The sequence below is a fragment of the Pontixanthobacter luteolus genome (assembly GCF_947494915.1).
GTDB lineage: Bacteria > Pseudomonadota > Alphaproteobacteria > Sphingomonadales > Sphingomonadaceae > Pontixanthobacter > Pontixanthobacter luteolus.
The window spans coordinates 537,944-556,593 of sequence record NZ_CANLWR010000001.1; the positions used below are offsets into that span (position 1 = coordinate 537,944).

The window sequence follows — 18,650 nt, forward strand, 5'->3', positions numbered from 1 at the left end:
CCCAGGGTTCTGGGGAGCAAAAACCATGAAGAATTACAGGGTCGCACTGCAGGCTACGGTCTGCGCAATGTCGCTTACACTGGCTGCTTGTGGCGGCGGAGGCGGCGGAACAGTCAGTACGCCGCCCCCGACAGGCGGTGGTGGTGGTGGCGGCACGCCAACGCCAACCCCGACACCAACCCCGACTCCCCCACCGAGCAGCGGCAATTCGGACCTGCTCGGCACATTGCAGAGCGAGAACTTCACCAACACCGCGACGCGCGCATCCCTAACTGTCAACGGCACGAACCGCACTGTGTCGCAGCAAGCGATCACCGCGCAGATCACCTACAACGCCAACGACAGCAGCTACCAGTTGGTGACACCGACCGGCACAATCACCTTCTCCGCCAGCGATATCGACAATGCGCAAAGCAACACCGGGTCGATTGTTTATGTGAAAACCAATGGAGACCGGACGGATTCGCTGACCCTGACGCGGCCGGGCACATCCGGCCCGATTACCTACCAATATGTCGGCAGCGCGTTTTGGCAGCGCACAGAAGTTGGCACGACATCTGGTGCGGGTTCGATTGATTCGATTGTCTACGGTGTGGAAACCCCCAATGCAGACGTGCCGCGCACCGGATCTGCTGACTATGCTATCGACCTGATTGGCGCGATCACCACGGGCGACAATGTCTCGGGCCTTGCGGGTACCGGTACGGCCAGCGTTGATTTCGCCAGCGGCAATTTGGTGTTTATCGGCAGTCTGACGCTCGCACCGTTCCAGAACGGAGCCAGCTCTTTCAGTGGACAGGCAAGTCTTTCTGCCAGCGCCAACAGTTTCAGCGGCGTATTCACCCTGCAGGATTTCGGTCAGTTCGACGGTGCAATCGCCGGGCGCCTGTTCGGCCCCGGGGCAGAGGAAATCGGAGCTGCATGGTCCGCCCAGAACGGCGACAATAGCCGCGTTGCCACCGGCACCATCATGGGCCGGCGTGATGAAACGCCGCCCAATTCCCAGTTCAACCCGAACGGCAACATCCTGACCAACAGCCAGTCGTTCTCGATCCAGGAACGCGTGCTCGATTTTGCACTGAACGGATCGGTTGGCGGGCAGCAGCCAGCTGGCAGTTTCTCTGCCCAGAACGTGACGCAGAGCGCGTTGCTGCTGCGCTATGACGCAGACCGTAACGAATTCGTGTTCAGCGCTGACGACACCACGGCGGTGTATTCGGTACAGAACCAGCGGTTCGAAACGCTCGGCCCGCAGGACACCGCGAGTTTCGATTCTGGCGGTCTGACCTATGTCCAGGCCGGTGCCTGGCGCCTGTTCAGCCCGGATCAAAACCCTGACTATCGCTATTCCTTCTTTACCTACGGCTTTGCGACACCGGCGGGTGATGTGCCGACCACCGGCAGCGCGGCCTACCGTCTCAGCTTTGGCGGAACAGCGGTCGATAACGACATCGCCAATCCGGTCCGGATCAGCGGTGATGGTGTCCTTCGTGTCGATTTCGGCTCGATGACGCTCGACCTGTCCGGCGGGCTGACCTTCGAAGAACAGATTTTCTTGTCCGGTGTACCGCAATTTACCGGCTCGGGTTCGCTTTCCGGCACAGGCGCAATCGGATCGAGCGCGCGCGATTTCTCCGGCACCTTGGCCTTTGACGGGCTGGGCAATTACACCGGCACATTCGACGGCTTGTTCTACGGCCCGAATGCACAGGAAGTCGGCGCGACCTGGGAAGCGAGGGATGGGACCGACCGCGCCGCCGGAACATTCATCGGTGAAGAAGATGACAGCATCCTCTCCAGCGATCAGACGCTGGCCGGTGCGACCGAGCCGCTCGACATGGTGGGCCGCCGCCTGCGGGCCGGCATTTACGAAGGCGAAGCCAGTATTTCCTTCGATCCGGCCAACGGGCAATTCGTTTTCCGAACAGAAAACTTTGCCGCGCCGAACGAGCAAGAGGTTATCACGCTGTCCGATGCGAATATCGTGGCGGCCGAATCCACTGCTTCGCGGACCTATTACCGGACGACCGGCAACACTGCGGTCGAAGGGTTCATCTTTACACCGGGTGCGAGCAATCCCGTACTTGAACTGACCTATTCCTCGTTCGCGCAGCTCAACCTGCGGGAAAGCAGCGCGCAGGGTGACCGTAACGAAAGCTACTACTTCGTGTTCGGTGTCGAAACGGCTGCGGCGGCGCTGCCAAAGGCGGGATCAGCAAGCTATTCGGGCATCGTGTTCGGTGACGGCGAAAACTCCGCAACCGGCTATGTCGGGGAAATAGGCGGAACCAGCTCTCTAACGGCCGATTTTTCCGCTGGTTCTCTGGTGATGACGCTGGACATGAGCCAGGCTGATGCGGCCAATACATTCATCGGCACTGCGATTTTCGACGGTAGCATCGCCACCAATGGCTTCTTCGGTTCGACGCAGCAAAACGATCCGTTCCGCGGCAGCATGAGGGGGCATTTCTTCGGCAGAGATGCCGCGGAATATGGTGCCGTGTTCGACGTGCTGCGTGATGACGCAAGCGGCCGGTCAACTTTCAGAGGCGTGTCGGTCGGCAAGAAAGACTGATCTTCGCGTATCCGGATTGCAAAAAAGAGGGGAAGGCATCGCTGCCTTCCCCTTTTTTTGTTTCCAGTTTAGGCCGCCTCAGGCCGTCATTCGCGGATCTTCATACGAACCGTTCAGGAAGATATTTGCACGTCTTTCGCTGCGATAGATCAAGCCTTTTGCGGTCGCGCCGCCTGCGGAATGATAGTGCAGTTCATCGGCTATGGATTGATGGTCGCCGGCTGAAATAGCCTCGTTCAACTTTGGGCTACGCTCTTGCGAGACGCTTCCCTGTCCCACGTTGAACACAAGATCGACCAGCGCATCGAATTCGTGTTGGAAAAGCGGAAGATCGCCGACAAGGTCGCTAACTGTTTTTTCGGCATGTTCAAGATCCGCTTCGAGCAGTTCCATGACCCGTTCGTCCGAGATGGTATCGCCCAAGCTGAGTCCATCCGACGCGGTCACGAGGTGGCCGACGCCAACAGTCAAATTGCCCGCAACATCGCGGTACACGTCGTGCCGGACGCCTTCCTCCTCCATCATGGCGCGCTTGAGTTCCGCACTGGCTCTCATGGAGTCGGTTTGCGTGCGTGTCTCGATCATCCATGCCTGCTGCGCCGAGCTGCTAAACCGGGGTTCTACCGCGCCACTTGCTGCGGCCTGTATCCCGGCTGCGCTGACGGACATCGCGAGCGCGATCTTGCGCTTGCGCATATGAACCCGTTCGCCTTTCAATGTGCGGGCCAGCTTGGCTTGCCGGCGGCGCCTGCGGCGGTCTTTCAGCCGGGTAATAAGCGGTGCGATACCTTGCCGGCGGTTCTCGAACCGTAATCTGGGCAGGATTTGCGGGGCTGGTGATCTGGTCTTTGACGGATAGGCGATCACGCATTCTCTTCGATGGTGATGTTTGCATCGTCCAGAAGCGGTGCGCTGAATTCTGTGTCCCGATCCTGACCGGAATCGGCTTGCGGTTCCTCCGGGTTTTCGGATGGGCTTCTGTACGGGGTGATATAGCCATATGGCATCTGGGTGTACCTTTCTATTGGGCGTTGCGTCCAGTTCTGCGACCTGATGGGCGAACCGGGAAAAACGCCGCGTTTACATTCATCTAATCAACGGGCGGGCGGGGTTATCGGTCCACGCTTCAGCGTTCGTCAGCCACGCTTCAGGCGTTGGCGCACTGATCGGTTGCGTCATTGCCGGACCGATTCCTTGCCCTGAATGGAAGCAAGTTAACCCGTCAAGCGCTCAGCCGAGCACTTGAACATTTGCAGAACATCGGGTTAAAGAGCGCGGTATTCACCAGTCCACTGGACTCTCTCTCACCCAATACCCACTTGGCAGGTCATGGCTCTCACAAAAATTTCAGTCCGCGGTGCTCGTGAGCATAATCTCAAGGGTGTCGATATCGACCTGCCGCGCGATGCGCTGATCGTGATTACGGGGCTGTCGGGCTCCGGCAAATCCTCGCTCGCATTCGACACGATCTATGCCGAAGGGCAGCGGCGCTATGTCGAGAGCCTGAGCGCTTATGCGCGGCAATTCCTGGAAATGATGCAAAAACCCGATGTGGAGCACATTGACGGTTTGTCGCCGGCCATTTCCATCGAGCAGAAGACCACTAGCCGCAATCCGCGTTCGACCGTGGCGACTGTAACGGAAATCTACGACTACATGCGTCTGCTTTGGGCGCGCGTGGGTGTTCCGTACTCGCCAGCCACGGGCGATCCGATCGAGGCGCAGACCGTGTCCAACATGGTCGACCGGGTGATGGAACTGCCCGAAGGCACGCGGCTGTATTTGCTTGCGCCGGTCGTGCGCGGCCGCAAGGGTGAATACCGCAAGGAACTGGCCGAATGGCAGAAAGCGGGCTTCACCCGTGTGCGGATCGACGGGGAGCTTTACCCGATTGAGGAGGCGCCCGCGCTCGACAAGAAGTTCAAGCACGACATCGAAGTGGTGGTGGACCGGCTGGCGGTAAAGGAAGGGCTGGAAACGCGCCTTGCCGACAGTTTCGAAACCGCGCTGAAGCTGGCCGACGGGCTGGCCTATGTCGACCTAGCCGATGGTACGGTGCCGGGGCGCGAGGACGAAGACGCTTCCGGCGGCCAGATGAAAGGCGCCGGGCTGCCCGCCAACCGGATCGTGTTTTCAGAGCGGTTTTCCTGCCCGGTCAGCGGTTTTACGATCGAGGAAATCGAACCGCGGCTGTTTTCGTTCAACTCCCCTCAGGGCGCGTGTCCGACGTGCGATGGGCTGGGGGAAAAGCAGTTGTTCGACCCGCAGCTGGTAGTCCCCAACGAAGAACTCAGCCTGAAAAAGGGCGCGGTGGTGCCGTGGGCGAAAAGCAATCCGCCATCGCCCTATTACATGCAGGTGCTCGGCAGTCTGGCGAAGGCCTATGAATTCGATCTGACCACTCCGTGGAAAGATCTGGAGCCGGATCAGAAGATGATCATCCTGCACGGGACCGGCGGCAACCGCGTGCCGCTGACGTTCAAGGACGGGCGCAAGGAATACACCGTTCACAAGGCGTTCGAAGGGGTGATCGGCAACCTCAATCGCCGCCTTCTGCAAACCGAAAGCGCGTGGATGCGCGAGGAACTGGGCAAGTTCCAGACCAGCCAGCCATGTGAGACCTGCGGCGGCGCACGGCTCAACCCGAAAGCGCTGGCGGTGAAGGTCGGTCCGAAAGACAACCCGACCGACATCGCCGAACCGACCCGGATGAGCGTGTCCGATGCGAAGGACTGGTTCCTCGCCCTCGACAGCAAGCTGAACCCCACGCAGAGCCAGATCGCCAAGGCCATCCTGAAAGAGATCAACGAACGGCTGGGTTTCCTCGACAATGTCGGGCTCGATTACCTCAACCTCGACCGGACCAGCGGTACGCTGAGCGGCGGGGAGAGCCAGCGCATCCGCCTCGCCAGCCAGATCGGCAGCGGGCTGTCGGGCGTGCTGTATGTGCTCGACGAACCCAGCATTGGCCTGCACCAGCGCGACAATGACCGGCTGCTGGAAACGCTCAAACGCCTGCGCGATCTGGGCAATACGGTGATCGTGGTGGAGCATGACGAAGACGCAATCCGCCAGGCCGATCACGTGGTCGATCTGGGCCCCGGCGCCGGTGTGCGCGGGGGCGAGGTGGTGGCGCAGGGCACACTCAAACAGGTGCTCAAATCCAGGAAGTCGCTGACCGCCGATTACCTGACCGGACGGCGCGAGATTTCGGTGCCGAAGCAGCGCCGCAAGGGCAACGGCCACCAGTTGACCGTGCACGGCGCGCGGGCCAACAACCTCAACAACGTAACCGCCGCCATCCCGCTGGGCACGTTCACCTGCATCACCGGCGTATCGGGCAGCGGCAAATCCAGCTTCACCATCGACACGCTCTATGCCAGCGCCGCACGCACGCTGAACGGCGCGCGGGTGATCGCGGGCGCGCACGACAAGGTCACCGGCCTCGAATATTGCGACAAGGTGATCGAAATCGACCAGTCGCCCATCGGCCGCACCCCGCGCAGCAACCCGGCGACCTATACCGGCGCCTTCACCAATATCCGCGACTGGTTCGCCGGCCTGCCGGAGGCGCAGGCACGCGGTTACAAACCCGGCCGGTTCAGCTTCAACGTGAAGGGCGGCCGGTGCGAGGCGTGCCAGGGCGACGGGCTGATCAAGATCGAAATGCACTTCCTGCCCGACGTGTATGTCACGTGCGAGGAATGCGGCGGCAAACGCTACAACCGCGAAACGCTGGAGGTGAAGTTCAAGGGCCTGTCCATCGCCGACGTGCTGGACATGACGATCGAGGATGCGGAGGAATTCTTCAAGGCCGTGCCCCCGATCCGTGACAAGATGCACATGCTGAACGAGGTTGGCCTCGGCTACGTCAAGGTCGGCCAGCAGGCGACCACCCTGTCAGGGGGCGAGGCGCAGCGGGTGAAACTGGCTAAGGAACTGTCCAAACGCAGCACCGGCCAGACGCTCTATATCCTCGACGAGCCGACCACCGGCCTGCATTTCGAAGACGTCCGCAAACTGCTGGAAGTGCTCCACCGGCTGGTTGACCAAGGCAATTCAGTCGTGGTGATCGAACACAATCTGGACGTGATCAAGACCGCCGACCACCTGCTGGACCTCGGCCCCGGCGGCGGCGTTCGCGGCGGCGAGATTGTCGCGCAAGGCACGCCGGAGGAAGTTGCGAAGGTGAAGGGAAGTTACACCGGGCAGTATCTCAAGCCGATGCTGGCCAAGAGTGCGGAGCGGGAGGCGGTGGAGTGAGTTTTGACCCCGACGCGTTGCTTGCCGCGATGCCAAAGCGCGAAATTCGCCCTATTCCCGAAGGAGTGCGCATTTTGAAGACGCGCCCAAGAGCGGTTCCGACCGAGAGCGCGATGGGGCAGCCACAAGAATACAACGGCTTCACTAAGCGCGAACGCTACCGGATAGCGGACCTTTCCGTATGGCTGGCGAAGGTCGGCGCGACTGATCGTCCAAGGACATGCGACATTTGCGGTGGAGAAGCGCGAGACGAGCATGCCGAGAACTACTATGACCTGAGCGGCTGGATCGGACTGTGCATTCCGTGCCATCGCAACGCTTTGCACAAGCGCTTCGATAAGCAGTCAAAGTGGTTTGATCTATTAGACCGCCATCAACTTAACGATAATCATTGGGCGCGCCTCTTGTCTATGCAACCGTTTGATATAGCGGCTCTTATGCGAGACAGAGGCATAGTGGAACCCTGTCGGGAAGACTTCGCTTAACTTGTAACGGTTTGCCGAGTGTTGGCGCGCTTGCTTACTTCGGCCAAGTTTCCAGATCATAAACCCAACTGTCGAAGCCCGGACACTCTTCTCGGATTTTTGGAATGCCGATTGCAGTAGCGCCTTGATTGCCGAACAGCAAATGCACCTGTTCGACTGGAAGAACCCCTGAAGGCGGGGCAAGCCGCCGGGAAACCCGATCTTAACTTTGCCAGCGCATCCTTCCCGGCGTAATATCGGAGCTGCTTGGGAGGGCACACACGATGAAATGGCTGGTATTAGTCGGGGCCGCAGTGATCGGCTTCCTGGTTGCCTTCAGTTTTACCGCGAGCGACGAGATCGGGGCGGAGGTGGACAAGCGGCTGGACGAGGATTTCGTCTCGCGATGCGTCGCCCGCGCACAATTCCCCGCTGAGCTGGAGGCCAAGGCCCCGCAAATCTGCGGCTGCATGAAACGCGAATTCGACAATCGCGGCCTCAAGCTGACCGACGCCTTTGGCGAAAAGCAAGCGGAGATGCAGAAGATCACACAGCGGTGCGCGCGGAACGCGATGTGAGGGCCGTTTGGTGCCGGTTATGGTGAGCGAGCACAATCTCGACGCCATCAAGACCGCCGACCACCTGCTGGACCTCGGCCCCGGCGGCGGCGTGCGCGGCGGCGAGATTGTCGCGCAAGGCACGCCGGAGGAAGTTGCCAAGGTGAAGGGAAGTTACACCGGGCAGTATTTGAAGCCTATGTTGGCGAAGAGTGCGGAGCGGTAGCGAGAGGCGGCGGAGTAACGTAATGTCCAGTTGAACTGGTGGTCTTAAGCGCGCACGGAGAGGCCATAGAGATTGCCATCTCGCGAACCCCGCAAGTGTTCTCTTAGTGCACGCTTTTATTGGTTGCTTCAGATTTGAAGCTTTCTGGCAAATTCTGAGGGGCGCTGTCGGATGGCTCTATCAAAGCTTCGCCGAAGATTTCATGAAATGCTTCTCGGACCTTTTCATCCTCGCGAACCCAATCGAAAACTGGCCATTCCCTGATATCATTCTTTTGGATGTCGCCGGAAGAGACTGCATTGGGAAGTAGTTTGCACACCTCCTCGACGTCTTCATTTAGAGACGCCAAACAGATTTTAAAATCAAGAGATGTGGCACTCCAATCAAGCTCTTTGAGCACCGAGTGACATTTTTCTCCTTCACCCTTCTTTTTGTAAGCATTGGCCAGATTTACATACATCTGGCGAAGTGCTGCATCAGAGACGCCATCTCTTGGCTGACGGTGAAGCGCGAAATCGAGAAGTTTTATCGCTAACAAGAACCGTCTCTTGGTTATATGGGTATATGCTGCGAATGACAGCGCAGAAAAGGCTTCACTCGGATCTTCCCCTAATTTGCGCCACGCCACAAATGAAAGGATCGTGAGAAATTCCGTGAGTATGTCTACCGATTTATGTAAATATGAGGTAGACAGCTTGAGGTGAATTCCTAACTCAAGGTCTTTGGCGGGATACTTGGCTTGCCTGATCTTCTTTAAATATTCTTCCGAAGCAAATCCGTTGTTGTGCGCATAGGCGTTTCTCCGTTCGAAAATCTCTATGAAGTTTGGCCATCGCTCATAATGACTCACAATTTTTGTCTCTATGAGATTTTCTAAATACTCTGCTTGTTTCTTATGTGATCCTCTCAGAAGATTGCTGATTTCGTCGTCAATCAGTCGCGAGCGCGTTGTTTCCAGGTCGCTGAGGTTGAACAATTCGCGATAGGAAATAGTTTTCTCGCTGGATTCCAGCTTTGCCGGATTCAAAGTTAAAAGCTGCCTAGCAAAGTCGCCAATAATGCTGTCGAACGTCGCGACCAAAGAAAGAAGTATCGACGAAGGTAGTATCTTCATTCCTTCGTCTACTTCTTTCATATCGAAAAGATGCTTTTGGATATAAGTGAGGTGCTCTTGGGTAATCTCGTAAGTTTCATAATCTTCGCCCGATTCAACTTCATTACCATGCTCTTTCACTAAACCATAAATCTGGCCTTCAAGCCCTGCTGATTGTAGCCCGTAGCGAAAAATGGTCGTTAATTCTATGAGTTGATGGTACGGTGAGATTGAACCATCAACCGAAGATAATGTTGAGTAGCAGACTGTCTCGACAGTTAATTCGGAGACATTCTCTTCTTCGGTGTTCGTCTTATCGTCCTCACTCTCGTCTTTTTCATGGTCAGTGCTTACGAAGAGAAATTCGTCATCAGCTCTTTCGGAAAATGCTTTAGCAGTTTCTAAGTCGGTGCCGGTCTTTGCGCCGATGAGACGACCATTCTTTCCCCTCTTAAAACAAATGAACATTTTGTCTGACTTTGCCACAAAATTAGCCTCGCATTACAAGCCCTCAAATCTGACAAGGGCGACATTGCATCGCAAGACACAAAATTGCTCAATCCCCGAAAACTCCCGCGCGTTCTGTACTTATACTGTCCTACATCTCGCTCCCCGGATAAGTAACCTGGTTCACTCCAAATTCAGAGGTGAACCATGAGCGCATTTATTTGTTTAGCGTCAAGCGCCGGCGCTCACGTCCGTTCTCTTGGCTTTCGGCCTGACCGGCCGGGGGGGCCGGGGGCAGTATACTTAACTACGCACCCGCCTTCCCTCTGCCCATCGACCAGTTCTCCTGCATCCGTACCTTGGGGTTGGGGGCGCACCAGATTTCGCCGCTTTCGTCCAGCGCGGTGACCCAGATGAGATTGTGTTCCGGCCCGTAGTCGATCACCGCCAGCGCCAGCCCCTTTCCACGGTCGATGACGGTCACGGGCAGCGGCGGATTGAGTTGGGTGAACATGGGCGTGCGATCCTGCGGGGCGAGGGGGCAATTCCCTGTCGCACATAGCCAAACGCACCATCGCGATTTTCGGCACCCGAATTCCGCCAGTAAGTGCGCGCTGTCCTACACTCCCATCGCTGTATAAATAGCCCGGTTCCCCTGATCACAAGTCACACAGGTGAACCATGAACGCATTTATTTGTTTAGCCTCAAGCGCCGGCGCTCACGTCCGTTCGCTTGGCTTGCGGCCTAACCGGCCGGCGGGCGGTCGCCCTTGCGGCGCTCCGCGCCGGGCAGCGCCAGCAGGAAGCGTGGGAGGTGTCGCATGAACGCTCTCACTACCATCACTCCCGCCCCCACCGCTGGCCCGCACGGGGCGGGGGGCACTATTCTTACCGCCCGGCGCAAGGCGGACTTTCTGGGCAGTCTCCAGCTGTCGGGCAATGTCCGGCTGGCGTGCCGTGCGGCGTCGGTCTCTGCGCAGACGGCCTACCGGGCGCGGCGGGCTTCTGCAGCTTTTGCGCGGGCGTGGGATGCGGCTTTGCTGGCGGCGCGTGATCATGCCGAGCAGGTGCTGGCCGACCGCGCGTTGAACGGGGTGGAGGAGCCGGTGTTCTATCACGGGGAGGAGATCGCGCGGCGGCGGCGCTATTCAGACCGGTTGCTGCTGGCGCACCTTGCGCGGCTCGACCGGCTGGCTGAACGCGCCGAAGTGGCGGCGGCCTTGCCCCAGCTTGACGAACAGATCGCCGCCTTGCGCCAGGGGGAGGAATTGCCGGAAACCGGGCCGCACACCCTCTCGGAAAATCATCATCAGGACAGTGTTCCATGTGTTCCAAGCTGTAGGGTTTCCCCTCGGCAAACCAGCGCGCCGGCGTTGGGGGCGGGGGTGCAGGCACAATGCCCCGATTGCGGCGGGGCGTGCGCCAATCCGCGTGCCAATCTGGGGCCGCGTGACTGCCAGTGGCTGGGCAACCGGTTGCAGCGGATGGAAAATGCCCGCCCGCGCGGCGCGGCGGCCCCTCATGCCATGGCCTTGTCCCCGGAAACGCAGCCGGGCGATGTCGAATATCTCCAGCTCGAAGCGTTCGAGGCCGGGGTGGGGGAATGGTGGACCCTGTGCAGCGAGGATGATCTTGCGGCGCGGCTGCGGGGCGGGGCGGCCGCGTCCGGCTAGCGGGCGGTCCAATGCGCGTGTGTCGCATTTCGCCAATAACAAGGTGAATATCAGCTTACCATGGTCCCCGGTCGCGAGTCGAAGATGAGGTGACTTGCCGGGGGGACAACACAACAGCGCAACGTCACCTGTCTGCACTCGCATGATAGGAGGACACTATGAAAAAGACTATTTTGGCCGCATTCGCGGTATCAATGACTGCAGCAATTGGCACCGCGCCGGCGGCGGCGAAATCCGATAATGCCGCGCTGGTAATCAACCAGTCGAGCTGCGGCGGGATTGTGGAGGTCGACGGTCAGCCGGTCGCGATCCAGACCGATGACGGCGCGACACGCGTCATCACCAGCAGCGGCAACGCCATGCTGGTGTGCAACATGGATGTTGTCGACGGTCCGGAACTGACGAAAGCGGTCAAGCTGGAAGGCTTTGGCTGCAACTTCGAAGGCGGCTTCACCCGCGACACGCGCATGGTGATCACGCCCAGCGGCAAGGCAACCGCCGTTTGCCGCGTGCGCCCGGAATAAGTGCAGGTCGGCTGGCCGGGCGGTAATGCCTGGCTGGCCGCACTCACCCCGTGCACAGGCTCGAAACACTGAACAAGGCGGCAGTGTCCGCCAATGAGGCTGCCAGCCCCGCTGCCAATGCGCGGCGCAGGGTGAATGCGGCCATGCTGGGCGGTGTGGCGCTGGCCGCGATGTGCTGTCCCGCTGCGGCTCTGGCGCAGGAGGCGGTTGAGCTTCCGCAAGGGACGCAGGCAGAGCCCGAACAGTTCGAAGTAACGCCCTCCGCCGAAATCGGCGCGGCGTGCGGGACCGGCGCAGGCTTGCAAATTGGCGCTGGCGGCGGATTGGGGCAGACGCTCTGCCCGTATGCCGACACCTCGGCGGGGCTGGATGTCGCGAGCCGCTTTGACTTGCCCGGCGGCGATATCCGCGTGAGTGCCGCGTTCGCCCGCGGAACCGACGAAAGCCTCACGCTCGACCGGCAGATGCAGTCATACCGCCCAGGCTTTGTGCGCGAAGGCACGCTGGCCTCGCTGGGCATGAAAAGCTCGCTGTTTGACGAAAACCTCAAGATCGAAAGCGAAATCGGGTGGAGCCGCAATTGGGAAACACCGATCGCTGCCACCGTGCAGAGCCCGGCGCGTGAAAACCAGACGACCGGATTTGCTCAGGCGCACAAGATCGATGCAAAGCTGATCGACGGGCGCAAACTGGGCTGGACGGTTTCCGCCGAAATGCGTCGGGCCAGCGATGACTACCGCCTCGACCACGTATCACGCTTTGACCGACTGTTCGCCGCGCCGGGCTCGAGCGACCGGATACGCACCACATTCCGCGCTGGCGATGTCAAGGTGAAGGCGTCGTTCAATTCCAGCCGGTTCCAGTTCACCCGCTCGCAAAGCAGGAAGCTAAGCCTGAGTTATGCCGGTGTCGGAATAGGCTTTTCGCAAAGCGACCGCGCTTCGATCCCGAATGAATTTGTCACGATTTCGCAGTCGCGTTCGCGCTCGCAGCGGATCAATCTGGAATTCGACCTCTATAGCGTGGCACCGCTGCTGGCGATGGAGGATACCGGGTTTAAGTCGTTCCTGCCGAAGCATTTTTCGGTTGGTTTCGAAACCCGGCACGGCATGCGTTTCGGCTCTGCCTCGCCGGCGACATCGGTTCGCAAAAGCCTGGACGTAATGGGCCTGTGGACCACGCCAATCGGCGATAGCCTGGTCAACTTCACTTCGGAAAATACCGCCGACCAATTGCGCGGCGATAGCAGCAGCACACAGTTTCTGGTCTCTCACAGCTTCAATCTGGGTGATTGGGCCATCTCCGGCGATGCCTTCGTGGTGGATCAGCGATCTTCAGTGGGTTCCGGGGACCAGAGCGCATTCTACAGCGCCAGCGCTTCTTACCGAAGTAAGGGCGGGCCGAAAGTGGAATTGCGTTTGGGGCAGGATCAGCTGCAATTCGGCGATGGCGGAAATGATTTTACGCTGAGAGATAGCAGCGTTCAGGCCGAATTGCGCATCGACATGTCACCTGTCCTGCAGCGCAAATTGCAGCGTGATGATATGCATCTCGCGCTGGAGATGCAGGTCAACCTGAACAATTCGGACTATGAAGTTCGCTATCTTGACGAGGTGATCGACGCCGGGAGCGACGGGTTCAGCCGCAAGGGAGTGATGCTCACTTTCGCAATGGATTTGCGATAGCCTGGCGAGGCTTAAGGATTCAGAACTTCCAGTTCCACGGTACCGTGTCCCCGTTTGATGAGGCCGATCTCCGTCGCTGCAGCACGGCTGAGATCAATCGTTCTGCTACGTGCGAAGGGCCCTCGGTCGTTTATCCGGACGGTGACTGACTTGCCATTTCGAGGGTTTGTCACGCGCACCTCGGTCCCAAAAGGCAACGTTCGGTGCGCGGCTGTGAGAGCGTTCATGTTGAAGCGTTCGCCATTGGCTGTCTTGCGGCCATGAAAGCGACGTCCGTAATAGGATGCAACGCCCGAACCAAGGGAACGTGCGTCCTTCGCTTCCTCTATCTCTAGCGGCGGGTCGATTTGAGTGAGGTCAACCACGTTGCCTGATGGGTCGGGTGCTGGCGGGAGGTCTTCGAAGCGGGCGAAGCGATCTTCGAAAATCTCGTCGGAGACCGGGGAGAAACCCGGGTCGGCCATTGCCGGGCCGCCGAGCGAACCACAAACCGCTAAGGCGGTGACGAGCGATGCGGCGATGAAGCGGCCGGCGGCGCTCTTCTTTGTCAGAACCCTCTGCATGTGGGGCTTTTACACTGCGGGGAATACCAAATCTGCCTCAAAACAGGCAATTTGTCGCGTTTTGGGCTCCATCCGGCGACTCTTGGCAGCCCGAAAAGCAAATGGGGCCGGTATTGCTACCGACCCCACTCTTACCGAAGCGTGGGCTTTCCTGATGACCGGTCTTGCGACCTATCTTCTGGAAAGCACTTGGCTTCCGATGTTTTCCCGGACCTACTTTCAGCCTTCCGGCCTGCCTTCGGTTCGGTTCTGTCACCGGCGCTCGCACCGGCATCCGGTTCCTTCCGATTTCGCATTCCATCCGAAGATCGTCTGCGTTTTCTTCCGGTTCCGCAGCCTTCAACCCCATAATGGTTCGCCATCTCAAACGAGAATACCTTTGCCGAAGCTCTGGCATGCTCTTCGATTTTGAACCGGAGTTTCCGGCCCGCAGCGGCTTGCTATCGCGTCTCTTTCAAACGGTGTACTTGCTTCCGGTCGAAACCTTCTGCAGGTATCCCTCAAGAGCCGCGCGGACAGTCGCCGCTACCTCAGAATGGTTTGAAATTTTCTTCGTTTTCAGGTCGTTAGACCGTCAACCGAGGAAGCTTTCTTGCCCTTCCGATGACTTAAAGCTGCTCCTCGAAAACGAGTCGCGCAAGAGATCACTGGCCGAGTTATCCACTTTGTCCAATATTCCCTGTGGACATGGGTGGAAAACTCAACAGCTCGTCGCAAGTTTACCTGTCTCGCTTGGCGAGCAACCGCAAACGCAGCGCGTTCAGCCTGATGAAGCCTTCGGCGTCCTGCTGGTTATAGGCGCCGGCATCGTCTTCAAACGTGACGTGCCGTTCCGAATACAGCGAGTTCGGAGATTTCCGGCCGACAACGTCTGCGTTGCCCTTGTAGAGTTTGATGCGAACGGTGCCGCTGACTTTTTCCTGGCTGAGGTCGATTGCCGCCTGCAGCATCTCGCGCTCGGGACTGAACCAGAAACCGTTATAGATCAGCTCCGCATATTTCGGCATCAGCTCGTCTTTGAGGTGAGCTGCGCCGCGATCCAGAGTGATCTGTTCGATACCCCGGTGGGCACGTGCGTAGATTTCGCCGCCCGGCGTTTCGTACATCCCGCGTGACTTCATGCCGACAAACCGGTTTTCGACCAGGTCGAGCCGGCCAACACCGTGTTTGCGGCCGAGATCGTTCAGTGCGGTCAGCAATGTAGCCGGGCTCATCGCCTCGCCATTCAGTGCCACGCCATCGCCGGCTTCGAAATCGATCGTAATGTATTCCGGAGTGTCCGGCGCGTTTTCCGGATTGTCCGTCCGCGAATAGACGTAGTCGGGTGTTTCCTCCCACGGATCTTCCAGCACTTTGCCTTCCGACGAAGTGTGAAGCAGGTTCGCATCGGTGGAGAAGGGGCTTTCGCCGCGCTTGTCCTGCGGAACCTTGATCTGGTGCTTTTCTGCCCATGCGATGAGCGCGGTCCGGCTGGCCAGATCCCATTCGCGCCACGGAGCGATTACAGTAATGTCGGGATCAAGCGCATATGCGCTCAGTTCGAAACGCACCTGATCGTTGCCTTTTCCGGTCGCACCGTGGGCGATCGCATCAGCGCCGGTTTCACGTGCGATTTCGATCAGACGCTTCGAAATCAGAGGGCGCGCGATGCTGGTGCCAAGCAGATAATCCCCTTCGTAGCGGGCATTGGCGCGCATCATCGGGAAAACGAAGTCGCGCACGAATTCTTCGCGCAGGTCTTCGATAAAGATATGCTTGTCGGGGATGCCCATCGCACGGGCTTTTTCGCGGGCCGGTTCGATTTCCTCACCCTGTCCGAGATCGGCTGTAAAGGTAACCACTTCGCAGCCACGCTCAACTTCCAGCCATTTGGCAATTACGCTGGTGTCGAGGCCGCCACTATAGGCCAGAACCACTTTTTTTACGTCGGACATTGTTCAACCTTCATGCAATTTGGGCTGGCGGGTATCAGCCCCGCCACCGCGCTGCAATGAAGAAGCGCTAAGGGCGGGTGAAGCTATGGGGCCATGCGCTTTCGATCGCCACAAATCCAACAGCTTGGAACACATGGAACACAGTCCAGAAGCAAGTTTCCCACCGCTGCGCGCACTCGTGATCTGCAATCTGAATGGCTTGGCGGAGACGGCATTGCTGAAGGTGTTAGCGCAGGACATACGCTGCACGTATCGCCTTGATCAGGAGTAGGAAAACCGGATTTGCTTGCTATATCCCGCGGTGCGCTGCGGAATTGTTGGCGCGCCAGAGGGGGTTTAAGCATATGGCGGGACTTTGGGCCAGGGCGCGGGCGATGGCCGAGCAGGCACCGCCTGAACGCAACCGATATGTCGATTTCCTGCGGGCGTTCTCTATTCTGGCAGTCGTGATCGGACATTGGCTGGTTGCGGCACCGTATCTTGATGAAAGCGGAGCGGTGCAGGGCGGCCATTTGCTGGGCATCTTGCCGTGGAGCCAGTGGTTGACCTGGGGTTTTCAGGTCATGCCGATCTTCTTCCTCGTTGGCGGATATTCCAATGGAGTCAGCTGGGCCGCGACCCGCGCGAAAAACGGTCACTATTCGGATTGGTTCGCCAGCCGCGTGCAGCGCCTGATCAATCCCGTGTTTCCGGTCTTGCTGGTCTGGGGCATTATCGCGTTTTTCGGCACGCAATTGGGAATCGAGCGCGCGATTGTCCGAATGGCGACCGAACTGGCGCTGATCCCTGTGTGGTTTCTGGCGGTTTATCTGCTGGTGACCGCCTTGGCACCGCTCACATATGCGTTCTGGCGCAAGGCGAGATTGTGGAGCTTTGCGTGGTTGGCGGCGTGCGCTGCACTGATCGATATTCTCACGCTGTTCTACGGCGTGCCCTATGTCAATTTCCTGAACTTCCTGTTCGTTTGGGTGGGAATCCACCAACTTGGTTATGCTTGGCGCGAGGGAAGGTTCGACAGCAGGGCCACGGCGCTTTTGTGGTTCCTTGGCGGGTTGGCGCTGCTCTTGCTGCTCGTTGGCATTGGCCCGTATCCGGTCGCGATGATCGGGGTTCCCGGGGCGGAAATTACCAATTCGATGCCGCCCACAATCGCTTTGATGGCGCTTGGTATCATGCAGACGGGCCTCGCGCTTTCTTTCGAAAAGCCCGCACGGCGGATGCTTGATAGAATTGGCATCTGGACCGGGGTGGTCCTGATGAACGGGATGATCATGAGCATCTATCTGTGGCATCTGACCGCATTTGTGCTGGTGATGATTGCTGCCTGGCTAATGGGCGGGGTTGGGCTCGGCGTTGAACCCGGCACCGCAGATTGGTGGCTGGCACGGCCAATCTGGTTTGCCCTCTATATTGCGGTGACGCTGCCGCTGATCATGATTTTCGTCAGGTTCGAACGGGGTAGCGGGCCGGCCAAGCGGGATTATCCGGTGCCGCACTGGCGGCTGGTCCTGGGGCTGTTGTTGATCTGCCTTGGTCTGGCGATGATCGCAGCGATCAGCATCGCCAGCCCGGATGGTGTGACCGGGGTCAGGCTGTGGGTGGTGGCCCTGCCATTTCTGGGCGCGGCTTTCGTCGGTTTCGGACCCGTCTACCGGATGGTCAAACGAACCAGAGCGTGATCTCAGGCAGCTGAATTCGCTAGCGCAGACCGCGTCCGGTATCGCCGTTGCAGGGCATCTAGCCCCATCGTGAGAAAACGCCGGGCATTTCGGTCATAGAAGCGTTCGAGCAGCCATGCCGCGATGACGCATCCGGCCAGAACCCAGATGGTTGCAACCTGATATCGCTGCGCCAGGCGGAGCAACGGGAAGTGAATGACGTAGAATGCGTATGACATCGAACCGAGCCAGATGGCGGATTTGGGCTCTGGCACCTGAATGCTCGCACCCAGTATCGTGATTGCCGGAAATACGAAAAATATGGCGATAAGGTCGGGCATGACAGGGCCTGCCGGCATCATCAGCAAGGGGACAGGCAGCAGGGCAAGCGCATAACCCCAGCCACTGGTTCTGATCCTCTCAGGCTTGAAGAACGCGCCAATTCCAACCCCAAGGGTGAAACCGAACATCACCCGCGCCACACCGGGCCAGAACGTTTCCCACCGAAATCCGAGATTGGCGTCGCCATGGAACTGCACGCTGGATGCAAGCGCGATGCCCCCGATCAGCACAAATGCAATGCCGATGGGTTTGCCAAACCGGAAGAGCAGGGCGAATGCGATGCTGGCGAACACCTCTAGCAGAAGCGACCAAAGCACCACGTTTTCGAAATAGAGCAGATTGGTCCCGGTCGGAACCAGCAGCAAGACCCACCACGACCCGCCTTTGACGAGCAGCCCGATCGCCGCGCCCGCCAGCATCAGCGGATACAGGCGAATTATCCGGCGAATAATAAAATCACCGATCTGATTCCAGTCCCCGAGGCGGTCCGAATAGGCCCGATAAAGCACGAATCCGCTCAACATGAAGAACAGATCAACCGCCAGATATCCGCGCGGAACCACTCGCTCTGCATGGAAAAGCAGCACGGCTATCGCGGCGAGACCGCGAAATAAATCAAGGGTGACAAACCTTTGCGGCAAGTGAA

At 58.7% G+C, this 18,650-nt stretch carries 15 protein-coding genes and 1 pseudogene; 9 read left to right on the forward strand and 7 right to left on the reverse strand.

Annotated elements, in window-relative coordinates; genetic code table 11:
• The first annotated feature begins 25 nt into the window (after positions 1–25).
• On the forward strand, positions 26–2,575 hold the full coding sequence (locus tag PO778_RS02595) for a transferrin-binding protein-like solute binding protein (RefSeq protein WP_271438495.1): 2,550 nt from the start codon (positions 26–28) through the stop codon (positions 2,573–2,575).
• A 78-nt stretch (positions 2,576–2,653) separates the two neighbouring features.
• Here the strand turns inward: PO778_RS02595 and PO778_RS02600 are convergent, their stop codons facing one another.
• Positions 2,654–3,442, reverse strand: a complete 789-nt coding sequence (locus PO778_RS02600; protein ID WP_271438496.1) for a lysozyme — start codon at positions 3,440–3,442, stop codon at positions 2,654–2,656.
• Positions 3,439–3,582: a hypothetical protein gene (locus PO778_RS02605; protein WP_271438497.1), complete on the reverse strand. Its 144-nt coding sequence runs from the start codon at positions 3,580–3,582 to the stop codon at positions 3,439–3,441. The genes PO778_RS02600 and PO778_RS02605 overlap by 4 nt, the downstream gene beginning before the upstream one ends.
• A 322-nt stretch (positions 3,583–3,904) precedes the next feature.
• On the opposite strand from PO778_RS02605, the gene uvrA reads away from it, so the two are divergent.
• The 4 genes and pseudogenes from uvrA to PO778_RS02625 all read left to right on the forward strand — a co-directional run.
• Complete coding sequence (gene uvrA / locus PO778_RS02610; protein WP_271438498.1) at positions 3,905–6,838, forward strand: excinuclease ABC subunit UvrA; 2,934 nt, start codon at positions 3,905–3,907, stop codon at positions 6,836–6,838.
• Positions 6,835–7,323, forward strand: coding sequence for a hypothetical protein (locus PO778_RS02615; protein ID WP_271438499.1), 489 nt, complete (start codon positions 6,835–6,837; stop codon positions 7,321–7,323). The genes uvrA and PO778_RS02615 overlap by 4 nt, the downstream gene beginning before the upstream one ends.
• A gap of 263 nt (positions 7,324–7,586) precedes the next feature.
• A complete protein-coding gene (locus tag PO778_RS02620; protein WP_271438500.1) occupies positions 7,587–7,880 on the forward strand; it encodes a hypothetical protein in 294 nt (97 codons plus the stop codon).
• Between the two features lie 16 nt (positions 7,881–7,896).
• Positions 7,897–8,085 (forward strand): annotated as a pseudogene (locus tag PO778_RS02625) (excinuclease ABC subunit A); the annotation flags it as partial.
• A 103-nt stretch (positions 8,086–8,188) separates the two neighbouring features.
• Here the strand turns inward: PO778_RS02625 and PO778_RS02630 are convergent.
• On the reverse strand, positions 8,189–9,664 hold the full coding sequence (locus PO778_RS02630; protein WP_271438502.1) for a hypothetical protein: 1,476 nt from the start codon (positions 9,662–9,664) through the stop codon (positions 8,189–8,191).
• A gap of 268 nt (positions 9,665–9,932) precedes the next feature.
• Complete coding sequence (locus PO778_RS02635) at positions 9,933–10,139, reverse strand: hypothetical protein (protein WP_271438503.1); 207 nt, start codon at positions 10,137–10,139, stop codon at positions 9,933–9,935.
• A 307-nt stretch (positions 10,140–10,446) separates the two neighbouring features.
• Between PO778_RS02635 and PO778_RS02640 the strand changes: the two genes are divergently transcribed.
• The 3 genes from PO778_RS02640 (at position 10,447) to PO778_RS02650 (ending at position 13,507) form a co-directional block, all read left to right on the forward strand.
• Positions 10,447–11,298: a hypothetical protein gene (locus PO778_RS02640; protein WP_271438504.1), complete on the forward strand. Its 852-nt coding sequence runs from the start codon at positions 10,447–10,449 to the stop codon at positions 11,296–11,298.
• A gap of 158 nt (positions 11,299–11,456) precedes the next feature.
• Positions 11,457–11,822, forward strand: a complete 366-nt coding sequence (locus PO778_RS02645; RefSeq protein ID WP_271438505.1) for a hypothetical protein — start codon at positions 11,457–11,459, stop codon at positions 11,820–11,822.
• A 50-nt stretch (positions 11,823–11,872) separates the two neighbouring features.
• Positions 11,873–13,507 (forward strand): hypothetical protein, encoded by a 1,635-nt coding sequence (locus tag PO778_RS02650; RefSeq protein WP_271438506.1) that lies wholly within the window; start codon positions 11,873–11,875, stop codon positions 13,505–13,507.
• An 11-nt stretch (positions 13,508–13,518) separates the two neighbouring features.
• On the opposite strand, the gene PO778_RS02655 is transcribed toward PO778_RS02650, so the two are convergent.
• Positions 13,519–14,070, reverse strand: a complete 552-nt coding sequence (locus PO778_RS02655) for a septal ring lytic transglycosylase RlpA family protein (RefSeq protein ID WP_271438507.1) — start codon at positions 14,068–14,070, stop codon at positions 13,519–13,521.
• Between the two features lie 719 nt (positions 14,071–14,789).
• Complete coding sequence (locus PO778_RS02660) at positions 14,790–16,004, reverse strand: argininosuccinate synthase (RefSeq protein ID WP_271438508.1); 1,215 nt, start codon at positions 16,002–16,004, stop codon at positions 14,790–14,792.
• 374 nt (positions 16,005–16,378) lie between these two features.
• On the opposite strand from PO778_RS02660, the gene PO778_RS02665 reads away from it, so the two are divergent.
• Positions 16,379–17,683, forward strand: a complete 1,305-nt coding sequence (locus PO778_RS02665) for an acyltransferase family protein (RefSeq protein WP_271438509.1) — start codon at positions 16,379–16,381, stop codon at positions 17,681–17,683.
• 2 nt (positions 17,684–17,685) lie between these two features.
• On the opposite strand, the gene PO778_RS02670 is transcribed toward PO778_RS02665, so the two are convergent.
• Entirely contained in the window at positions 17,686–18,645 is a 960-nt protein-coding gene (locus tag PO778_RS02670) for an acyltransferase family protein (RefSeq protein WP_271438510.1), read from the reverse strand.
• Positions 18,646–18,650 lie beyond the last annotated feature (5 nt).

What these genes read in the sequence shown, in the direction of transcription:
- PO778_RS02635 (WP_271438503.1), bottom strand. Translation starts at nt 10,139, where the DNA reads ATGTTCACCCAACTCAATCCGCCGCTGCCCGTGACCGTCATCGACCGT.
- PO778_RS02640 (WP_271438504.1), top strand. Translation starts at nt 10,447, where the DNA reads ATGAACGCTCTCACTACCATCACTCCCGCCCCCACCGCTGGCCCGCAC.
- PO778_RS02665 (WP_271438509.1), top strand. Translation starts at nt 16,379, where the DNA reads ATGGCCGAGCAGGCACCGCCTGAACGCAACCGATATGTCGATTTCCTG.
- PO778_RS02660 (WP_271438508.1), bottom strand. Translation starts at nt 16,004, where the DNA reads ATGTCCGACGTAAAAAAAGTGGTTCTGGCCTATAGTGGCGGCCTCGAC.
- PO778_RS02595 (WP_271438495.1), top strand. Translation starts at nt 26, where the DNA reads ATGAAGAATTACAGGGTCGCACTGCAGGCTACGGTCTGCGCAATGTCG.
- PO778_RS02605 (WP_271438497.1), bottom strand. Translation starts at nt 3,582, where the DNA reads ATGCCATATGGCTATATCACCCCGTACAGAAGCCCATCCGAAAACCCG.
- PO778_RS02655 (WP_271438507.1), bottom strand. Translation starts at nt 14,070, where the DNA reads ATGCAGAGGGTTCTGACAAAGAAGAGCGCCGCCGGCCGCTTCATCGCC.
- PO778_RS02620 (WP_271438500.1), top strand. Translation starts at nt 7,587, where the DNA reads ATGAAATGGCTGGTATTAGTCGGGGCCGCAGTGATCGGCTTCCTGGTT.
- uvrA (WP_271438498.1), top strand. Translation starts at nt 3,905, where the DNA reads ATGGCTCTCACAAAAATTTCAGTCCGCGGTGCTCGTGAGCATAATCTC.
- PO778_RS02645 (WP_271438505.1), top strand. Translation starts at nt 11,457, where the DNA reads ATGAAAAAGACTATTTTGGCCGCATTCGCGGTATCAATGACTGCAGCA.